Here is a 19,090-nt window from a genome sequence, read left to right as displayed (position 1 = left end):
CGCATCGAACGTGAGCGCCGCAGGGAACGTGAGCGCCACAGGGAGTGTGAGGGCCGCATGAAGGACGATTTGTACATTCCGCGCGGCAGCACCGCGGACGCGGACCACGTGCTCGACATCGGCCCCGAGCGGGCCGGCTGGACGCACAGCAGTCTGCGGATCGTCGAGCTGGCGCCGGGCGGCACCCACAGCCTCACCACCGGTGACAGCGAGTGGATCGTGCTTCCGCTGGAGGGCGGATGTACCGTGCGAACGGCGGATGAAGAGTTCCAACTCCTGGGCAGGGAGAGCGTTTTCGCGTCGGTAACCGACTTCGCGTACGTTCCCCGCGACGCCCAGGCCCAGATCGCCTCCGGCGCGGGAGGCCGCTTCGCCCTGGCAGGAGCGAAGTGCGAGCGTCAACTCCCCGCCCGCTACGGCCCCGCGCCGGAGGTCCCCGTCGAGGAACGCGGCAGCGGCAACTGCGCCCGCCTGGTGCGCAACTTCGCCTCCGCCGACGCCTTCGACTGCGCCAAGCTGATCGCCGTCGAGGTCATCACCCCCGGCGGCAACTGGTCCTCGTACCCGCCGCACAAGCACGACGAGCACCGGCCGGGCGAGGAGTCGGAGCTGGAGGAGATCTACTACTTCGAGATCGACGGACCGGGCGGCTTCGGCTACCAGCGCGTGTCGCCTTCGCGCGAGGGCGGCTCCGACGTCCTCGCCGAGGTCCGCTCCGGTGACGCCGTCCTCGTCCCCGACGGCTGGCACGGCCCGTCGATCGCCCAGCCCGGCCACGCCATGTACTACCTGAACGTCATGGCCGGACCGGGCGAGACCCGGGAGTGGCGGATCTGCTTCCACCCGGAGCACACAGCGACCACAGGGGGTTACCGATGACCACCAGGCTTACCGTGGCCCAGGCACTGGTGCGGTTCCTCGCCGCCCAGTACACCGAGCGCGACGGCGTACGGCAGCGGCTGATCGGCGCGACCTGGGGCATCTTCGGCCACGGGAACGTCGCCGGCCTCGGCCAGGCGCTCGTCGAGTACGCCGACGAGATGCCGTACCACCAGGGACGCAACGAGCAGTCGATGGTGCACGCGGCCGTCGGGTACGCCCGCCAGTCCAACCGGCTCTCCACGCACGCGGTGACGACCTCCATCGGTCCCGGCGCGACCAACCTGGTCACCGGCGCCGCCCTCGCCACCATCAACCACCTCCCGGTCCTCCTCCTCCCCGGCGACACCTTCGCGACCCGCGTCGCCGACCCCGTCCTCCAGCAGCTCGAGGTCCCGTACGCGGGCGACGTGTCGGTCAACGACGCGCTGCGCCCGGTGTCGAGGTACTTCGACCGCGTCACCCGCCCCGAGGCCCTGATCCCGGCCGCCCTCCAGGCGATGCGGGTGCTGACGGACCCGGTGGAGACCGGTGCCGTCACCCTCGCGCTGCCCCAGGACGTCCAGGCCGAGGCCTACGACTGGCCCGACGCGTTCTTCGCCGAGCGCACCTGGGCCGTACGGCGTCCGGGCGCCGACCCCGCCGAACTCGCCGAGGCGGTCACGGCGATCCGCGCGGCGAAGCGCCCGCTGCTCATCGCGGGCGGCGGCGTCCACCACAGCCGTGCCGAGGAGGCCCTCGCCGAGTTCGCGGCGGCCACCGGCATCCCGGTCGCCTCCACCCAGGCCGGCAAGGGCTCCCTGCGCCATGACCACCCCCAGGACGTCGGCGGCGTCGGCCACACCGGCACGGCGACGGCGGACGAACTCGCCCGCACGGCCGACCTGGTGATCGGAGTCGGCACCCGCTACACCGACTTCACCACGGCCTCGCACACCCTCTTCGGCCACGACGACGTCCGCTTCCTCAACCTCAACATCGCGCCCTACGACGCCCACAAGCTGGCCGGACTGCCGCTCGTCGCGGACGCCCGCAGCGGCCTCCAGGAACTGACCCAGGCCCTCGGCATGCACGCCCACCGCGTCGCGGACGCGTACGTCGCCCAGTACGGCGAGGACAAGGAGCGCTGGGAGCAGCGCGTCGACGCCTGCTACGAGGCCGAGGAGCCCGACGTACGCCCGACGCAACCGCAGGTGCTCGGCGCGCTGGACGCGATCGTCGACGAGTCGGACATCATCATCAACGCGGCCGGTTCGCTCCCCGGCGACCTGCACAAGCTGTGGCGGGCCCGCTCCCGCGACCAGTACCACCTGGAGTACGGCTACTCCTGCATGGGCTACGAGATCCCGGCCGCGATCGGCGTCAAGCTCGCCGCGCCGGACCGGCCGGTGTGGGCGCTGGTCGGTGACGGCACCTATCTGATGATGCCGACGGAGATCGTCACGGCCGTGCAGGAGGGGATCGCGATCAAGATCCTGCTCGTGCAGAACCACGGCTACGCCTCCATCGGCGGCCTGTCGGAGGAGACCGGCGGCGAGCGCTACGGCACCGCCTACCGCTACCGGGCCGACGACGGGACGTTCACCGGCGCCCCGCTCCCCGTCGACCTCGCCGCCAACGTGGCCAGCCTCGGCATGCGCGTCCTGCGCGCGAAGACCGTCCGCGACCTGCGCGAGGCGCTCGCCGAGGCGCGCGCCGCCGACACTCCCACTTGTGTCTACGTCGAGACCCAAACGGCAGACACAGTGTCGGGCGCGCCCCCGGCGCAGGCCTGGTGGGATGTACCCGTGGCCGAGACCGCGACCCGAGCGTCCGCGGTGAAGGCCCGTGAGCTGTACGAACGGCACGTCTCTACCCGACGCCGCCATCTGTGAAGGAGCACTCGGTCATGACGAAGATCGTCAACCACTGGATCGGCGGCAAGTCCGTCGAAGGCGCGTCGGGTACGTACGGGCCGGTCACCGACCCGGCGACCGGCGCGGTCACCACCAAGGTCGCGTTCGCGACCGTCGACGAGGTGGACGCCGCGGTCGCCGCCGCCAAGGACGCCTACGCCACCTGGGGCCGGTCCTCGCTGGCCAAGCGGACGGAGATCCTCTTCCGCTTCCGTGCCCTGCTCGACGCCAACCGCGACGCGATCGCCGAGCTGATCACGGCCGAGCACGGCAAGGTCCACTCCGACGCGCTCGGCGAGGTCGCCCGCGGCCTGGAGATCGTCGACCTGGCCTGCGGCATCAACGTGCAGCTGAAGGGCGAGCTGTCCACGGAGGTCGCCGGCCGCGTCGACGTGGCCTCGATCCGGCAGCCGCTGGGTGTCGTCGCCGGCATCACGCCGTTCAACTTCCCGGCCATGGTGCCCATGTGGATGTTCCCCATGGCCATCGCGTGCGGCAACACCTTCGTGCTGAAGCCGAGCGAGAAGGACCCGTCGGCGTCCCTGAAGATCGCCGAGCTGCTGGCGGAGGCCGGTCTGCCGGACGGTGTCTTCAACGTCGTCCACGGCGACAAGGTGGCCGTCGACCGCCTCCTGGAGCACCCGGACGTCAAGGCCGTCTCCTTCGTCGGGTCGACCCCGATCGCCCGCCACATCCACACCACGGCCGCCGCGAACCACAAGCGCGTCCAGGCCCTGGGTGGCGCCAAGAACCACATGCTGGTCCTCCCGGACGCCGACCTCGACGCGGCGGCGGACGCGGCCGTCAGCGCGGCCTACGGCTCGGCCGGCGAGCGCTGCATGGCCATCTCGGCCGTCGTCGCGGTCGGCGCCATCGGCGACGAGCTGGTGGAGAAGATCCGCGAGCGCGCCGAGAAGATCAAGATCGGCCCCGGCAACGACCCGACCTCCGAGATGGGCCCGCTCATCACCAAGGCCCACCGCGACAAGGTGGCGTCGTACGTCGAGGGCGCGGCGGCCGAGGGCGCGGACGTCGTCCTGGACGGCACCGGTCACACGGTCGAGGGCTTCGAGGACGGCCACTGGATCGGCATCTCGCTGCTGGACAAGGTCCCCACCAGCGCCAAGGCCTACCAGGACGAGATCTTCGGCCCGGTCCTGTGCGTCCTGCGCGTGGACACCTACGACGAGGGCGTGGCGCTGATCAACGCGTCGCCCTTCGGCAACGGCACCGCGATCTTCACGCGTGACGGCGGCGCCGCCCGCCGCTTCCAGCTGGAGATCGAGGCCGGCATGGTCGGCGTGAACGTCCCGATCCCGGTCCCCGTCGGCTACCACAGCTTCGGCGGCTGGAAGGACTCCCTCTTCGGCGACCACCACATCTACGGCAACGACGGCACGCACTTCTACACCCGCGGCAAGGTCGTCACCACCCGCTGGCCGGACCCGGCCGACGCCCCGGCGGGCGTCGACCTGGGCTTCCCGCGCAACCACTGACCCGCTGACACGCGGCGGTACGGTGCCCTGCTCCCGCTCGGGGGCAGGGCACCGTCATGTCACTGCCCGAGCGACTTGTCGCGCTGCTCGGTGACCGCCTCGGAGAGGTCGCCCGTGTCGGAGGCGGGCGGCGCCGTGATCGGCTCGGTGACCCCGAACTTCAGGAAGTCGATGGTGACGGTCATGCCGGCACCGGCCTGCTTCATCCGCACCGGCAGGTCCTTGCCGTCGACCCAGATGTCGTAGGTCATCTGCCCGCCGCTGGCGTTCAGCGCGTCGAGGGCGGCCTTCTTCTCCGCGGGGGAGAACTTCGAGTCCTTGATCGCCTCCGCGCCGACGCTGCCCCGGTAGTGGGTGGTCTCCTTGCCGCTGACCGTCTCCTCGCCGAGGTCCTTCACGTCCGAGGAGGTGGCGATGTACCGCAGGCCCGCCGTCGGGTCGGAGTTGTCCGCGATGTTGTCCGCGCCCGCCTCGCCCGCGACGGCGGAGACGTCGATACGCATCCAGTGCTTGCCCTCGAGCGGACCGCTGGCCTGCGGGTCGATGCCGTAGTAGTAGGCGCCGTCGACCATCTTGACGTGGGTCGTGGGGTCGTCCTGGAGGGCTGTCAGCTGCGCGGCGGCCGTGTCCATCTCGACGTCCATGGCGGCCCCGTCACCCCAGGAGTACGTGCCGTCCATGGCGACGGGCGTGCCGGTGCCGATGTCGGTGGTCATCTTCACCTCGGCCGAGCCGAGCTGCTCGGTCCGGTCGGTCGCCCGCGTGAGCGCGGCCATGACCTTCTCGGAGCTGTCGGCCACCTCGGCCGCCTTCTGCGCGGTGTCCCGGACCGGGTCCGAGCTGCACCCCGTCGCCGCCGCCAACGCCGCCGCCGTGAACCCCACCCAGGCAGCGGTGTACTTGACCTTCATTCGTCCCCACCCCGTCCACTGTGAATCAGCTGTGCCACCAGACTCTAGCGGCCCCCACCGACACGTCCGGATAGCGGACGGCGGCACGTTTTTTCCCCGCGACGCCTACGGTTCCCGTACGGCCCACCGCGCCCCAGCCGCTTGCCCGTCACTGCGGAATACCTCTCCGCGAGTCGTTCCTCACAACGGATTCCGTAGATGAACACCTATTGACGTGGTGGTTTTCGTCGGGGTTCCATGCAGCGCCGGGAGCGGCCCGAACGAGTACCACCCAAGCCGCCGGAGGCGATAGCGCTCCCGACCGAACCTCGCCGCATCAGTCGATCGGAACTCCATGACCGACACGCTCCGCCCCGTCCAGGCCGCCGTCGACGGCAGCGCCGTCCCCGACGCCCAGGACGGTCCCCAGAAGCTCAAGCGCTCCATCGGAGTGGTCGGCGGCACCCTGCTGACCCTGTCCTGCGTGACCCCCGCGTCCACGCTGTTCGTCGTCGTCCCCGACCTGTTCGGCTCGCTCGGCACCGCGACCGCCCTCACGATCGCGATCGGCTCCCTCCTCTGCATCGCCGTCGCGTTCTGCTACTCCGAGCTGGGCACCCTCATCCCCAGCGCGGGCGGCGAGTACGCGATGGTCTCCACGATGGCCGGACGGCTGGCGGGCTGGCTGGTGTTCGTCCTCTCCCTCCTCGTCGTGATGATCGTCCCGCCGGTGATCGCGATGGGCACGGCCGACTACCTCGCCCCGGTCGTGCACCTCGACCCGTCGCTGGCCGGCGCCGCGGTGATGCTGCTCGCCACCCTCGCCGGCCTGCTCGACCTGCGCGCCAACGCCTGGATCACCGGCGTGTTCCTGGTGCTGGAGGTCATCGCGGCGGCCGTCGTGGCGGTGCTGGGCTTCGCCCACAGCGAGCGCGGCGCGGGCAGCCTGGTCTCCCTGGAGGTCGCGGGCACGGACGGCCACGCCGACACCGTGACGGCCATGCTGATCGTCTCCGGCCTCGCCATCGCCCTCTTCGTCACCCAGGGCTTCTCCACCGCCGTCTACCTCTCCGAGGAACTGGAGAACCCGCGCCGCAACGTCGCCCGCACGGTCCTGGCCACCCTCGCCATCTCCACCGTGATCATCCTGGTCCCGGTCGTCGGCATCACCCTCGGCGCCTCCGACCTCACCGAGCTGACCGGCGGCGACATCGGCGCCATGGTGACCGCCTGGTCCAACTCGGCCGTCGGCACCTTCGTCAGCCTCTGCGTGGCCCTGGCCATCGTCAACGCGGGCATCGTCATGGTCATCCAGAACTCCCGCGTCCTGTTCGCCTCCGCCCGCGACAAGGCCTGGCCGCAGCCGGTCAACACCGTCTTCTCCAAGCTCGGCCGCTTCGGCTCCCCGTGGGTGGCCACCCTCGCCGTCGGCGTCCCCGGCGCGCTGCTCTGCTTCGTCGACCTGGACACCCTGTACGGCGTCACCGGCGTCTCCGTGACCGGCATGTACCTGCTCGTCGCGGTCGCCGCCCTGCTCGCCCGCCGCGGCGCCCACCGCCACACGCACGCCTGGCGCATGCCCCTGTGGCCCGTCGTCCCGGCCGTGCTGATCGTGGTCCTCGCCTACATCCTGACCCAGCAGGAAACCGCCTACCTCCTGTGGACCGGAGGCATCACCGCGGCAGCCACCCTCTACTGGGCGTTCTACCTCCGCCCCCGCCGCGGCACCCGCTGGCTGGTGTCGATCCCGGAGGACGCGCGGGACTGACCCGTACCGCGCCTGGTGTACGCCGACACCTCGCCGTACGCCTGGGGGAGGTCGGGCAGTTCGGTCTCCGGTCGACAACTCCCCGACAGTTTCACCCCGTACCGTTGACGCATGGATCTTCGACTGCGCGGACTGCGGCGGCCGCGGCGGATCATCGCCGCCGTGGCCGCCGTCGTCGTGCTCGCCGGCGCCGGCACCTGGACGGCCGTGGCCTCGGACGACGCACCCCCGGTGCACCGCGCCGACCAGGTCATGGCCGTCAACGGCGTGCGCCTGGACACCTCCTACTTCACCGCCGGCGACTCCGGCCGCCGCCCCGCCGTCCTCCTCGGGCACGGCTTCGGCGGCACCAAGGAGGACGTCCGGGCGCAGGCGGAGGACTTGGCCGCCGACGGCTACGCGGTGCTGACCTGGTCGGCACGCGGCTTCGGCAGATCCACCGGCAAGATCGGGCTGAACGACCCGGAGGGTGAGGTCGCCGACGTCTCGAAGCTGATCGACTGGCTGGCGAAGCGGCCCCAGGTCCAGCTCGACAAGGCCGGCGACCCGCGCGTGGGCCTGGCCGGCGCCTCCTACGGCGGTGCGATCTCCCTGCTGGCCGCCGGACACGACGCCCGCGTCGACGCCGTCGCCCCCGCGATCACCTACTGGAACCTCGCCGACGCCCTGTTCCCCGACGGCGTGTTCAAGAAGCTGTGGACCGGCATCTTCTTCAACACCGGCGGCGGCTGCGCCAGGTTCGAGCCCGCGCTGTGCGCGATGTACGAGCGGGTCGCCGAGTCCGGCACCCCGGACGCGGCCGCCCGCGCCCTCCTCGAGGAGCGCTCCCCGTCCGCCGTCGGCGACCGCATCAAGGTGCCCACGCTGCTGCTCCAGGGCCAGACCGACTCCCTCTTCACCCTCGCCCAGTCCGACGCCGCCGAGAAGGCGATCCGCGCCAACGGCGCCCCCGTCGACGTCGACTGGATCGCGGGCGGCCATGACGGCGGCGACCCGGAGGCGAGCCGGGTCCAGGCCCGCGTCACCTCCTGGTTCGACCGCTACCTCAAGGACGACAAGGGCGCCGACACCGGCCCCGCCTTCCGGATCACCCGCACCGGAGGTGTCGACTCCACCGACGGCGCCGCCCTCCTGCGCGGCGCGAGCGACGACACCTACCCCGGCCTGACCGGCGGCGACCGCTCGATCGCCCTGACCGGCCGCGAGCAGTCCTTCGCCAACCCGCCCGGCGCCAGCCCGCCCGCCGTCTCCGCCCTGCCGGGACTCGGTGGCGGTGGCCTCTCCCAGCTGTCCTCCCTCGGCGTCGGCGTCTCCCTCGACTTCCCCGGCCAGTTCGCCGCGTTCACCTCCGCCCCCGTCACCACGGACCTGCGCGTCACCGGCTCCCCGACGGCCACGATCCACGTCAAGTCGACCAGCGAGGACGCCGTCCTGTTCGGCAAGGTCTACGACGTCGGCCCGGACGGCCGCCAACAGGTGCTGCCCGCCCAACTGGTCGCCCCGGTCCGCGTCGAGGGCGCCAAGGCCGGCAAGGACGTGACGCTCACCCTCCCGGCCGTCGACCACGAGGTCGACAAGGGACACCGGCTGCGCCTGGTCCTCGCCTCCACCGACCTCGGCTACGCCTCCCCGGCCGCCCCGGCGACGTACACCGTCTCCCTCAAGGGCGACCTCCAGGTGCCCACCGCCGCCGGCGTGAGCACGGCCGCCGCCCCGCTGCCGTCCTGGGTGTGGTGGCTGCCCCTCGCGGGCGTCGGCCTCGCCGTGGCCCTGCTGGTCACCGGCCGCCGCCGCACCGCGACGCCCGCCCCCGACCCGGAGCTGGCCGAGGTCCCGCTCCAGATCACCGACCTGAGCAAGAAGTACGCGGGCGGCGACCGCTACAGCGTCCGCGACCTCTCCTTCCGCGTCGAGAAGGGCCAGGTCCTCGGCCTGCTCGGCCCGAACGGCGCGGGCAAGACGACCACCCTGCGCATGCTGATGGGCCTGATCAAGCCGGACGGCGGCGAGATCCGCGTCTTCGGCCACGCCATCCGTCCCGGCGCCCCCGTCCTCTCCCGCGTCGGCGCCTTCGTCGAGGGCGCAGGCTTCCTCCCGCACCTGTCCGGGCGGCAGAACCTGGAGCTGTACTGGCAGGCCACCGGCCGCCCGGCCGAGGACGCCCACCTCGACGAGGCCCTGGAGATCGCCGGCCTCGGCGACGCCCTCGCCCGTGCGGTGCGCACCTACTCGCAGGGCATGCGTCAGCGCCTGGCCATCGCCCAGGCCATGCTCGGCCTGCCCGACCTGCTCATCCTCGACGAACCGACCAACGGCCTCGACCCGCCGCAGATCCGCGAGATGCGCGAGGTGATGATCCGGTACGCCGCCGCGGGCCGCACGGTGATCGTCTCCAGCCACCTGCTGGCGGAGGTCGAGCAGACCTGCACCCACCTCGTCGTCATGGACCGCGGCCGGCTCGTCCAGACGGGCCCGGTCGGCGTGATCGTCGGCTCCGGCGACACCCTCCTCGTCGGCACCGCCACCCCCGTGGAGGAGCCGCTCGCCGAGAAGGTGGCCGCGCTGCCCGGCGTCGCCTCGGCCGTCCGCACCGACGACGGACTCCTCGTCCGCCTCGACGCGGAGGGCAGCGCCCAGCGCCTGGTCGCCGAGCTGGTGCGGCTCGACGTGCCCGTCCAGTCGGTCGGCCCGCACCGCCGCCTGGAAGACGCCTTCCTCACCCTGATCGGAGGCTCCGCATGAGCACGCTGACCGAGCCGGCCCCGCACACCGAGCACCCCGTGCCCGTCGCCACGGCATCCGGCTACCGCGCCTCGCGCACCCTGCCCCTGCGCGTCGAACTGGCCCGCCAGCTCAGGCGCCGCCGCACGCTCGTCATGGGAGCCATCCTCGGCGCCCTGCCGTTCGTCCTGGCCATCGCCTTCGCGATCGGCGGCGAACCCGGCGGCGAGGGCGGCGACCGCATCAACCTGATGGACACGGCCACCGCGTCCGGCGCCAACTTCGCCGCGGTCAACCTGTTCGTCTCCGCGGGCTTCCTGCTGGTCGTCCCGGTCGCCCTGTTCTGCGGCGACACCGTGGCCTCGGAGGCCAACTGGGCCTCCCTGCGCTATCTCCTCGCCGCCCCCGTCCCGCGCGCCCGCCTGCTCTGGTCCAAGCTGGTCGTCGGACTCGGCCTGAGCCTGGCAGCGATGGTCCTGCTGCCCCTCGTCGCCCTCGCCGTCGGCACCGCCGCCTACGGCTGGGGCCCCCTGGAGATCCCCACCGGCGGCGCCCTCGACGCGGGCACCGCCGCGCAGCGGCTGGTCGTCATCGTGGGCTACGTCTTCGTGTCCCAACTGGTCACCGCCGGGCTCGCGTTCTGGCTGTCGACGAAGACCGACGCCCCCCTCGGCGCGGTCGGCGGCGCGGTCGGCCTGACCATCGTCGGCAACGTCCTCGACGCCGTCACCGCCCTCGGCGACTGGCGCGACTTCCTGCCCGCGCACTGGCAGTTCGCCTGGGCCGACGCCCTCCAGCCCACCCCCGAGTACTCCGGCATGATCCAGGGCACCGCCGTCTCGGTAACGTACGCCGTTGTCCTGTTCGCCCTGGCCTTCCGCGGTTTCGCCCACAAGGACGTCGTCTCCTAGGTCTCCGGAAGATCACCCACCGGTCTCGACGGGCCTGTGCCGTGCCCTCTTCGAGACCCATCCGCAACACCCCGTGCCGCACGTTCGGGCCCCCGGTGCCGTCACAGTCACGTACGTCGACGTCAACGACCACAGGGGGCACCACAGATGGAGACGACCCACCGCGTCCGAGGACTGCTGGCCGGCACGGCCACCGCACTGCTGCTGCTCACCGGCTGCGGCGCCGGCGGCTCGGACGGCAGCACCGACACCGCCGACCGCAGCGGCGGCTTCCCGGCCCCCGCGGACGGCGACGGCGGTTACCGGGACCAGGGCCAGGACGAGGACCAGGACCAGCGGCGGGAACCGGCGCAGGACCACCTCTCCACCTTCGCCCTGGACGTCGACACCGCCTCCTACGGCTACGCCCGCCGCGCCCTCGCGGAAGGCAACAGCCCCGACCCGTCGACGATCCGCCCCGAGGAGTTCGTCAACAGCTTCCGCCAGGACTACGAACGCCCCGACGGCAACGGCTTCTCGGTCACCGTCGACGGCGCCCGCACCGGCGAGGACTGGTCCCTGCTGCGCGTCGGCCTCGCCACCCGCACCGAGTCCCGGACCGGCGATCGCCCGCCCGCCGCCCTCACCTTCGTGGTCGACATCTCCGGCTCGATGGCCGAACCCGGCCGCCTCGACCTCGCCAAGGAGTCCCTCGGCACGATGACCGACCGGCTGCGCGACGACGACTCCGTCGCCCTCGTCACCTTCAGCGGCGAGGCCGAGACCGTCCTGCCGATGACCCGACTCGGCGACCGCCGCGGCCGCGTCCACGACGCCATCGACAGCCTGGAGCCGACCGACTCCACCAACCTCGGCGCCGGCGTCGAGACCGGCTACGCCACAGCCGTGGAGGGCCTGCGCGAGGGCGCCACCAACCGGGTCGTCCTCGTCTCCGACGCCCTCGCCAACACCGGTGACACCGACGCGGACACCATCCTCGAACGCGTCGCGGGCGCCCGCCGCGACCACGGCATCACCCTCTTCGGCGTCGGCGTCGGCAGCGACTACGGCGACGCCCTGATGGAACGCCTCGCCGACAAGGGCGACGGCCACACCACCTACGTCTCGAACGACGCCGACGCCGAGAAGGTGTTCTGCGAGGAACTCCCGCGGCACATCGACCTGACCGCCCGCGACGCCAAGGCCCAGGTCGCCTTCGACCCGCGCACGGTCGAGGAGTTCCGCCTCGTCGGCTACGACAACCGCCGCGTCGCCGACGACGACTTCCGCGACGACAGCGTCGACGGCGGCGAGGTCGGCCCCGGCCATACCGTCACCGCCCTGTACGCCGTCCGCACCAGGCCGGGCGCCGAGGGCCACCTCGCCACGGCCACCGTCCGCTGGCTCGACCCCGCCACCCGCACCCCGCACGAGACCTCGGGCCGGCTGGAGACGGACGCCGTGCACGAGGACCTGACGGGCGCCCCCGTCCGCTTCCAGGTCGCCGCCACCGCCGCCTACTTCGCCGACGCCCTGCGCGGCGGCGGCGGTGACGACGACTTCGCCACCCTGCCCGACGCCCCGTCCCTCACCGAACTGGCAAGGACCGCCCGGACCTTGGCGCAGCGGACCGAGGACCCGGAGGTCGGCCGCCTCGCCGACATGATCGGCATGGCCCGCCGGGACGGCGACCGGTAGGAAGCCGGTATCCCCATCGGCCGGCCGGAGCGGGAGCCGGCGGAGCGGAGGACCGACATGCGGAAGGGGCGGACACCGGTACGTCGGTGCCCACCCCTGGCCGCGTCGGCGTCAGTCCTCGCTGTTGGTGGACAGGATCGACACATCCTCCAGGAGGTGGGCCAGCGCACCGTCGCGCTTGGTCTGGGTGGAGTTCTCGGCGCACTGCTGCGTCAGGTCGTCCGACAGGATGGGGACGTTCTGGATCGGGACGACGTCGAGAACGGCGACGGGAATGTCGTTCACGGCGATGCACGGCTTGTTGAACGAGCCCTGGATGAGCGCCATCTGTGGGCTCATGTGGCCGTACGTCGCGGAGTTGCCGTAGCTCTGCATCGCGCCGTTGCCGTTCGACAGTGTGGGGCCGCTGTCGTCGCCGATCGCCAATGCCTGCGGAGCAGCGGCGGCGGAGGCTCCCATGACGGAAGCGGCGATTGCCGTGGTGGCAAGAACCTTCTTGATCACTGGCCTGTCCTTTCTGAGAAACCCCGTCCACCGGAGCCTCCTGGTCAACTCCGAACAGGCGAAGCAGTTTCTCCCGTTCACTCGATCGGCCCACGCCCCGGAAGACGGGCGGTCCGTCCCCGGTCGTTTCCCCGGCTTTGGGGCCAACTGGGTGAACGGCCGCAACCAATTCCCACGGGCTGGGTTGATGTCGCCGTAGGACAGTGCGTCGCTACGAGGAAAGGAACGCGAAGTGCTCAAGAAGGCAATGGTCGCTGCGGCGGCCGCCGCTTCTGTCATCGGTATGTCGGTTGCGGCCGCTCCCCAGGCTCTTGCCACGGGTGACGACTCGGGACCGTCCGTGGCCAACGGCAACGGAGGTTCGGCGGCGTTCGGCAACTCGTCCACCAAGGGCGACATGAGCCCGCAGCTCTCGCTGGTCGACGGCTCGCTCAACAAGCCCTGTGCGGCGCTCGAGGACATCAACGTCGCCGTCATCAACATCGTCCCGATCCAGGATGTCCCGATCCTGTCGGACGACCTGGCGCAGCAGTGCTCCGACAACTCCACCCAGAGCAAGCGCGATGGTGCCCTGTCGCACATCCTGGAGGACCTGTCGGTCCTGTCGGCGAACGGCGGCTGAAACCGAGTCGTCCTCCGCGCGGCCCGCTGATTTTCTTGCGGGCCGCGCGCTCACGTTCGACGGGAAGCGCGCCCGGTGAACGAATCGGCGTTATTGCTCCCATTGGGGGAGCGGCGCGCAATGTAGTGAGGCATTCGCATGAATTCGTCGTGCCGCGGGTTCCGTGGTCACTTCGGTCGTCAATTCCTCGTGTGCAGGCTGCGGTCATGGTGCGAGCCGTTCCTGTTGTGCTCGCTCGGTTCCGACCGTCATCTAGGCATGACCGTAGAGAAGGGAAAATCATGAAGAAGACCGCTGCTGTCGTCGCAGGTCTGGTTCTGGCCCTCGGAGGGGCCGCCCCGGCTTTCGCCGACGCCGGTGCCAACGGCGCGGCCATCGGCTCCCCTGGTGTCCTCTCCGGCAACCTCATTCAGGTTCCGATCCACGTTCCGATCAACATCTGCGGTAACACCGTCAACGTGATCGGTGCGCTGAACCCGGCGGCCGGCAACGTCTGCGTCAACGACTGACCGAAAGACGCACCAGTCGTCTGGCTGGATCGAGGCCGGCCCCGGACGCCGAGTTGTACGTCCAGGGCCGGCTTTTCCCACTTCTTCAAGCAGGAAGACCACGAGATTGCGACAGACCCTGAGCAAGGGAATGGTCGCGGCCGCCGCTGCGACGAGCATTCTGTCCCTGTACGGCGGTTCCGCTCTCGCCGACTCACAGGCGGACGGCACGGCCAGGAACTCGCCCGGTGCCGTGTCGGGCAACGACGTCGAGGTCCCGCTGACCGTCCCGGTGAACGCGTGCGGTGACTCGGTCGACGTCGCCGCCGCCCCGGAGCCGGCCTTCGGCAACTCCTGTGCGAACACCTCCGGGACGCACGGCAAGAACCGCTTCCACGAGGCAGCATCGTACGGCGAGGACGAGCCGGGTTACGGCGATTCCCCCTCCGGTGGTGACGAGCCGGGCTACGGAGACAGCCCCGAGGAGGACTGCGAGGGGTACGGCGACACTTGTGGCGGCGAGACGACGCCGCCTCCGGGTGGTCACACCTCGCCCCCTCCCGGTGGTCACACCTCGCCTCCGCCCGGTGGGCACTCGTCCCCGCCTCCCGGTGGGCACACGTCCCCGCCTCCCGGTGGTCACACCTCTCCTCCGCCCGGTGGGCACTCGTCCCCGCCTCCCGGTGGGCACTCGTCCCCGCCTCCCGGTGGGCACTCGTCCCCGCCTCCCGGTGGGCACTCGTCCCCGCCTCCCGGTGGTCACACCTCTCCTCCTCCCGGTGGGCACACGTCGCCCCCGCCCGGCGGTCACTCGTCCCCTCCTCCCGGTGGTCACACCTCCCCGCCGCACGGTGGTCACACCTCCCCGCCGCACGGAGGCGACCGGCCCGAGCTGCCGCACACCGGCAGCGGGGCGCTGCTCGCCGCCTCCGGGGTCAGCGCCGTGCTGATCACCGCGGGTGCCCTGCTGTACCGACGAGGCCGAGCCGCGTCCCGTCGATGACGGCGACGAGTGCCGGACGCCTCGCACGCGCCCGGCACTCGTGCCGGTCCTCAGGCCGGCAGGGCGCCCGACGCCTCCTGCCGTGACCGCCCGCCGGGTGCCGGAACCCTGTCGCCGCCCGGCACTCCCGCCCGCAGCCGGCGCCGTACCCCGCGCACGAGAGTCGCCGCGGTGAAGGTCGCGCCGTGCACGAAGCGCATCGCCGGGCCGAAGCCGGACGCCGTGACCAGGCCGGCCAGGAACAGGCCGGGGCACGACGACTCGAAGTCCCGTCCCACCTGGGGCGAACCGTCGCCCACCGCGGCCAGCGTCCCGCGCAGCTCGTCGGCGAGCAGCCCGAGCCGGTCGCGTGAGGCCCGGAACCCCGTGGCCGCGATGACGTGCTCGGTCTCCAGCGAGTCCGCGCCCCGCACCGTCAGCCGCACGCCGCCGGAAACCGCGCGGGCCGCCGTCACCTCCTGGCCGAGCCGCACCGGTACGGCGTTCTCGACCCGGTCGCGTACCCACCAGGCGCCGGCCGGTCCGAGTGCCGTCGACGCGATCCGGGCGCGGGTCGGTTCGGGCAGGCGCCGGTACAGGCCGGGCCGCTCCGCGTAGCACCAGTTCCGCCAGCCGCAGCCCAGGCCGCTGTGCGGGGCGCGGGCCGACCGCCACCAGGGGCGTTGCCAGGGCGGCGGCACGTCGTTCCAGCGCAGCCGGTCGGCGCGGGCCAGTACCCGTACCCGGGTGCCCTGTTCGGCGAGGAGGGCCGCCGTCTCCAGGGCCGCCTGGCCGCCGCCGATGACGGTGACGTCCCGGCCGCCGAACCGGGCCAGGTCGTTGTGGTGGCTGCTGTGGGTGACGAGGTCGCGGGGCAGTCCGCGCAGGGGCGACGGCATCTCGACGAAGGGCATGAGGCCGACGGCGAGGGCGACCGTACGGGCCACGACGACCTCCCCGTCCTCGGTGACCGCCTCGAAGCCGTCCGTCCGGGGCGCGATCCGGGTCACCGTGCGCTCGTCGGCCTCGGGGACGGCGTTGCGGGCGAACCACAGCCCGTACCCGGCGAACATCTCCACCGGGATCGGCTCGCCGTGACGGGCCCTCACCCCGTGGGTCGCGCAGTAGGCGTCGAGCCGCCAGCGCCGGCCGGGGTCGGAGAGGTTCGACGCCCACGGCTCGGACTTCAGGTACATCCCGGCGGGCATGTGGTCGCGCCAGGAGGCCATCGGCCGGCCGAAGACGCGCAGGCTGAGCCCGGCGGCCGCGGCATGGGACGCGATCGACAGGCCGTACGGGCCGGCACCGACCACCAGCAGGTCGTACATCAGCGGCTGCTCGCCTTCTCGTCGTCGGCCGGGTCGGCCGCGGACGGCATGTTCGGTCCGTCGGGGAGGCCGGTCAGGGACGACGGGGGCGGCGGGCCCTGGCGGACCACGCGGGGGAGGGAGCCGGTCGCGCCCGCCGCGCCGATCCGGCGCGGGCGGGCGAGCAGCCGACGGGTCACGTGGGCGGCCCACAGGCCCCACATGGCCCGGCCGGGAGCGGTGTCGTCCCCGGCGCTCCAGGCGAGTTCGCGGCCGTCCGGCGTGGCCCGGCGCAGAGCGGTCAGCGGCGCGTAGTTCTCCACGACGAAGGTCCGCCCGGGGCGCGCCCGACCGTCCGGCAGCGGACGGTGCGTCAGATCGAGGTGCTGGGCACGTACGACGTCCAGGTCCGCGGTGTCGGTGAAGAGGCGGAACTGGGCGCCGGGGCGCGGGTTGAAGTCGAGGAGGTGATAGCGGCCGGTCGTGCCGCAGCGGCGGAAGTCGAGGTCGAGGATGCCGCGGTAGCCGAGCTGGGCGATGAGGCGTTCGGCGAGGGTGCGCACCTTCGGGTTGGGGGCCCATTCGCCGACCGCCGTCAGGCCCGCGCCACGCGGCCAGGCGCACAGCTTGCGGCCGGGGCCGCCGCCGCGCAGCGCGCCCGAGCGGTCGGCGTACCCGTGGAAGAACCAGTCGCGGCCGGTGCCCGGCGGGAGGAACTCCTGGAGCAGCAGCGGGCTGCCGGCCTCCTCGCTGCGCAGGTACAGCTCGCGGGCCTCCTGCGGGGAGCGCACCACGACCGTGCTGCGCAGCCCGGACCCGGACGGCAGCAGCCACGGCCGGCTCCACTTCGCCACCACCGGCAGGCCGAGCCGCCAGGCGGCGGACGCGGCCTGCGCCGCGCTGTCCGGGACGACGGTGACCGGGTGCGGGACGTCCGCCGCCGCGCACAGCCCGGCCAGTTCGGCCTTGTCGGCGACGCGTTCGGGCAGGACGGCGGGTTGCTGCGGCAGCAGGTAGGCGGGGGCGAGTTCGGTGCGCAGGCGGCTCACCGCGACGGCGCCCGCGTCGTCCATCGGGATCAGGACGGCCGGCCGCTCGATGCGCGCGGCCACCCGCAGCAGCGCGGTGGCGATGTCACCGGGGGCGGCACCGGGCGGTGGCGGGGGATGCAGCCTGCGGACGAAACGGGATCTGCCCACGGGACTTCCCGTCACCTCGGCGACCAGATGGACATCGATTCCGGCCCTTCCGAGGGAGCGCACGGCACCCAGTGTTCCGTGGTGAAAGGGATTCCGGTCGATGCGCAGGAGAACGGCGGGGACGCGGGTGTCGAGCTGCGACACGGGCTTTTTCCTTCGGTTGTTTCACCGGTGCGGACGAGCAGGACACTCGAAAGCCGTAACGGCGGTGGCGGGATTCCTTTTCCTGTGACTTTCATATGACTGAGTGTCAGTAATGCGCTTGCGCATCGGTGACAGCACGAGAGTGGAGAAAGGAGCAGGCATGGCCCCACAGCAGCGACGCGCCCGGTCCCGGCGGCTGGCCGTTGTCGCGGCGGCGGTCGCGGTGTCGGCGGCGCTGGCGTCCGGCCCCGGATTCGCCGCGGGCGCGGGGGTGGCGCGGGTCGCCGGCCCTCCCGTTCCCACACCGACCGAGACCCATAGCGCGACTCCGGCCCCGACCCCGGTCCCGACTCCGACTGCGACCCCGACTCCCTCTCCGACCCCCTCTCCGACTTCGTCCCCGACCTCTGCGCCGACCGCGAAGTCGGGCCCCGCCTTCGGGGCCTACCTCGACTACGGCCCCCTCGGAGTGGCCCGGATGGCCCAGCTCAGCGACTGGCTGGACGGCGCCGAGCTGCGGGTCGGCCACACCTACCTGCCGGGTGACCGGTGGAGCAACATCGAGGGCAGGCCCGGCTTCCTCGACGTATGGGCCGACTGGCGGGCCGAGAAGGACGACCGGATGCTCGTCCTCAACGTCCCCATGCTGGAGCGCAACGAGGAGGGCGTGTCCGACGCCGAGGTGCGGCTGCTGCTGCGGCAGGGCGCGGCCGGCCAGTTCGATCACCACTTCCGCACGCTGGCCGAGCGGCTGGTGAGGGCCGGTGCGCCGGACACGGTGATCGTGCTCGGCTGGGAGATGAACGGCATCACGTACACCCATCGCTGCGGGCCGGACCCGGAGGCCTGGAAGACGTACTGGAAGCGGATCGTCACCACCATGCGGGCGGTGCCGGGCCAGGAATTCAAGTTCGACTTCACGCCGAGCCGTGGCCAGGACGCCGTTCCCTGGACCCAGTGCTATCCGGGGGACGACACCGTCGACATCGTCGGAATGGACTCCTACGACCAGCCGAGCGGAGTTTCCTTCGACGAGCAGGTGACAGAGCCCTACGGACTCCAGGAACATGTGGACTTCGCGAAAAGTCACGGCAAGCCCATTTCCTATCCCGAATGGGGACTCTTCCGCAACGGTGACAACGCCGAGTACATGCGGCGCATGCTCGCCTGGATGGACGAGCACAAACCGCTGTACAACACGGTGACCGACTACTGCCCGCACGGTGTGTGGCAGTGCTCGGGGAACCCCAAGGCGTCGGAGGTCTACCGGGCGGTGCTCTCCGGCCGCACGGACGAACCGGCGACACCCACCACACCGACCACACCCACCACTCCGGTGCCGGCGCCTCCCGGTCCCACGACCGTGCCGACCCCGCTGCCCACGGTGAACTGCTCACCGCTGAACCTCGGCGACTGGGTCGAGTACTGGATCGGCGGCAAGCTGTGCATGCGGCTGGACTGGTGGTCGCGCAACCGCTGAGCTGCCCTCGCAGTGCGCGTCCGGTGGCGGGGGGGGCGCCGGTGGGGGCGCCCCCCCCCCCCCCCGGCGAGCGAGAGACCACAGGCCCCCGCCCGGGCCCCCCCCCCCCCCCCGCGGAGAGCACCCC

The 19,090-nt window shown here is 72.1% G+C and carries 15 protein-coding genes; 11 read left to right on the top strand and 4 right to left on the bottom strand.

The window, feature by feature from the left end:
• Positions 1-57 precede the first annotated feature (57 nt).
• Genes iolB through mmsA form a run of 3 tightly spaced genes read left to right on the top strand, consistent with a single transcriptional unit; the run spans position 58 to position 4,270 of the window.
• Positions 58-879 carry a 5-deoxy-glucuronate isomerase gene (iolB, locus tag ACFWJX_RS15425; RefSeq protein ID WP_383242274.1) on the top strand — a complete coding sequence of 274 codons (822 nt, stop codon included), beginning with the start codon at positions 58-60 and terminating at the stop codon, positions 877-879.
• Positions 876-2,753, top strand: coding sequence for a 3D-(3,5/4)-trihydroxycyclohexane-1,2-dione acylhydrolase (decyclizing) (gene iolD / locus ACFWJX_RS15420; protein ID WP_383242271.1), 1,878 nt, complete (start codon positions 876-878; stop codon positions 2,751-2,753). Before iolB ends, iolD begins: the two co-directional genes overlap by 4 nt.
• A 14-nt stretch (positions 2,754-2,767) precedes the next feature.
• On the top strand, positions 2,768-4,270 hold the full coding sequence (gene mmsA / locus ACFWJX_RS15415; RefSeq protein ID WP_383242268.1) for a CoA-acylating methylmalonate-semialdehyde dehydrogenase: 1,503 nt from the start codon (positions 2,768-2,770) through the stop codon (positions 4,268-4,270).
• Positions 4,271-4,329: 59 nt separating this feature from the next.
• Here the strand turns inward: mmsA and ACFWJX_RS15410 are convergent, their stop codons facing one another.
• Positions 4,330-5,181, bottom strand: coding sequence for a hypothetical protein (locus tag ACFWJX_RS15410; RefSeq protein ID WP_383242265.1), 852 nt, complete (start codon positions 5,179-5,181; stop codon positions 4,330-4,332).
• Positions 5,182-5,515: 334 nt separating this feature from the next.
• Here ACFWJX_RS15410 and ACFWJX_RS15405 point away from each other — a divergent pair, with 334 nt between their 5' ends.
• The 4 genes from ACFWJX_RS15405 (at position 5,516) to ACFWJX_RS15390 (ending at position 12,237) form a co-directional block, all read left to right on the top strand.
• Positions 5,516-6,928 (top strand): APC family permease, encoded by a 1,413-nt coding sequence (locus ACFWJX_RS15405; RefSeq protein WP_383242262.1) that lies wholly within the window; start codon positions 5,516-5,518, stop codon positions 6,926-6,928.
• Positions 6,929-7,039: 111 nt separating this feature from the next.
• Positions 7,040-9,670 carry an alpha/beta fold hydrolase gene (locus ACFWJX_RS15400; protein WP_383242259.1) on the top strand — a complete coding sequence of 877 codons (2,631 nt, stop codon included), beginning with the start codon at positions 7,040-7,042 and terminating at the stop codon, positions 9,668-9,670.
• Positions 9,667-10,560 (top strand): ABC transporter permease, encoded by an 894-nt coding sequence (locus ACFWJX_RS15395; RefSeq protein WP_383242256.1) that lies wholly within the window; start codon positions 9,667-9,669, stop codon positions 10,558-10,560. Before ACFWJX_RS15400 ends, ACFWJX_RS15395 begins: the two co-directional genes overlap by 4 nt.
• Positions 10,561-10,707: 147 nt before the next feature.
• Positions 10,708-12,237, top strand: a complete 1,530-nt coding sequence (locus ACFWJX_RS15390; protein WP_383242253.1) for a von Willebrand factor type A domain-containing protein — start codon at positions 10,708-10,710, stop codon at positions 12,235-12,237.
• A gap of 111 nt (positions 12,238-12,348) precedes the next feature.
• On the opposite strand, the gene ACFWJX_RS15385 is transcribed toward ACFWJX_RS15390, so the two are convergent.
• Positions 12,349-12,741, bottom strand: a complete 393-nt coding sequence (locus tag ACFWJX_RS15385) for a rodlin (RefSeq protein ID WP_383242251.1) — start codon at positions 12,739-12,741, stop codon at positions 12,349-12,351.
• A gap of 232 nt (positions 12,742-12,973) precedes the next feature.
• On the opposite strand from ACFWJX_RS15385, the gene ACFWJX_RS15380 reads away from it, so the two are divergent.
• The 3 genes from ACFWJX_RS15380 (at position 12,974) to ACFWJX_RS15370 (ending at position 14,854) form a co-directional block, all read left to right on the top strand.
• Complete coding sequence (locus tag ACFWJX_RS15380; protein WP_355908432.1) at positions 12,974-13,363, top strand: rodlin; 390 nt, start codon at positions 12,974-12,976, stop codon at positions 13,361-13,363.
• 281 nt (positions 13,364-13,644) lie between these two features.
• The gene (locus tag ACFWJX_RS15375) at positions 13,645-13,872 is read left to right on the top strand and encodes a chaplin (RefSeq protein WP_383242248.1); all 228 of its coding nucleotides are present in this window, start codon (positions 13,645-13,647) and stop codon (positions 13,870-13,872) included.
• Between the two features lie 130 nt (positions 13,873-14,002).
• Positions 14,003-14,854, top strand: coding sequence for a chaplin (locus tag ACFWJX_RS15370; RefSeq protein WP_383242970.1), 852 nt, complete (start codon positions 14,003-14,005; stop codon positions 14,852-14,854).
• Between the two features lie 50 nt (positions 14,855-14,904).
• On the opposite strand, the gene ACFWJX_RS15365 is transcribed toward ACFWJX_RS15370, so the two are convergent.
• Positions 14,905-16,161, bottom strand: coding sequence for an NAD(P)-binding domain-containing protein (locus ACFWJX_RS15365; RefSeq protein WP_383242245.1), 1,257 nt, complete (start codon positions 16,159-16,161; stop codon positions 14,905-14,907).
• Positions 16,161-17,483: an ATP-grasp domain-containing protein gene (locus tag ACFWJX_RS15360; protein ID WP_383242243.1), complete on the bottom strand. Its 1,323-nt coding sequence runs from the start codon at positions 17,481-17,483 to the stop codon at positions 16,161-16,163. The genes ACFWJX_RS15365 and ACFWJX_RS15360 overlap by 1 nt, the downstream gene beginning before the upstream one ends.
• A 160-nt stretch (positions 17,484-17,643) precedes the next feature.
• On the opposite strand from ACFWJX_RS15360, the gene ACFWJX_RS15355 reads away from it, so the two are divergent.
• On the top strand, positions 17,644-18,963 hold the full coding sequence (locus ACFWJX_RS15355; RefSeq protein ID WP_383242241.1) for a glycoside hydrolase family 26 protein: 1,320 nt from the start codon (positions 17,644-17,646) through the stop codon (positions 18,961-18,963).
• Positions 18,964-19,090 lie beyond the last annotated feature (127 nt).

Origin of the sequence: Streptomyces sp. NPDC058335 (assembly GCF_042723915.1) — a bacterium.
In the GTDB taxonomy this organism is placed as follows: Bacteria; Actinomycetota; Actinomycetes; order Streptomycetales; family Streptomycetaceae; genus Streptomyces.
This window is presented reverse-complemented; position numbering and strand designations above follow the sequence as displayed.

Bases quoted from the DNA above. Each gene is read 5' to 3' on its own strand.
- iolB (WP_383242274.1), top strand. From the start codon at position 58: ATGAAGGACGATTTGTACATTCCGCGCGGCAGCACCGCGGACGCGGAC.
- iolD (WP_383242271.1), top strand. From the start codon at position 876: ATGACCACCAGGCTTACCGTGGCCCAGGCACTGGTGCGGTTCCTCGCC.
- mmsA (WP_383242268.1), top strand. From the start codon at position 2,768: ATGACGAAGATCGTCAACCACTGGATCGGCGGCAAGTCCGTCGAAGGC.
- ACFWJX_RS15410 (WP_383242265.1), bottom strand. From the start codon at position 5,181: ATGAAGGTCAAGTACACCGCTGCCTGGGTGGGGTTCACGGCGGCGGCG.
- ACFWJX_RS15405 (WP_383242262.1), top strand. From the start codon at position 5,516: ATGACCGACACGCTCCGCCCCGTCCAGGCCGCCGTCGACGGCAGCGCC.
- ACFWJX_RS15400 (WP_383242259.1), top strand. From the start codon at position 7,040: ATGGATCTTCGACTGCGCGGACTGCGGCGGCCGCGGCGGATCATCGCC.
- ACFWJX_RS15395 (WP_383242256.1), top strand. From the start codon at position 9,667: ATGAGCACGCTGACCGAGCCGGCCCCGCACACCGAGCACCCCGTGCCC.
- ACFWJX_RS15390 (WP_383242253.1), top strand. From the start codon at position 10,708: ATGGAGACGACCCACCGCGTCCGAGGACTGCTGGCCGGCACGGCCACC.
- ACFWJX_RS15375 (WP_383242248.1), top strand. From the start codon at position 13,645: ATGAAGAAGACCGCTGCTGTCGTCGCAGGTCTGGTTCTGGCCCTCGGA.
- ACFWJX_RS15370 (WP_383242970.1), top strand. From the start codon at position 14,003: ATGGTCGCGGCCGCCGCTGCGACGAGCATTCTGTCCCTGTACGGCGGT.
- ACFWJX_RS15365 (WP_383242245.1), bottom strand. From the start codon at position 16,161: ATGTACGACCTGCTGGTGGTCGGTGCCGGCCCGTACGGCCTGTCGATC.
- ACFWJX_RS15355 (WP_383242241.1), top strand. From the start codon at position 17,644: ATGGCCCCACAGCAGCGACGCGCCCGGTCCCGGCGGCTGGCCGTTGTC.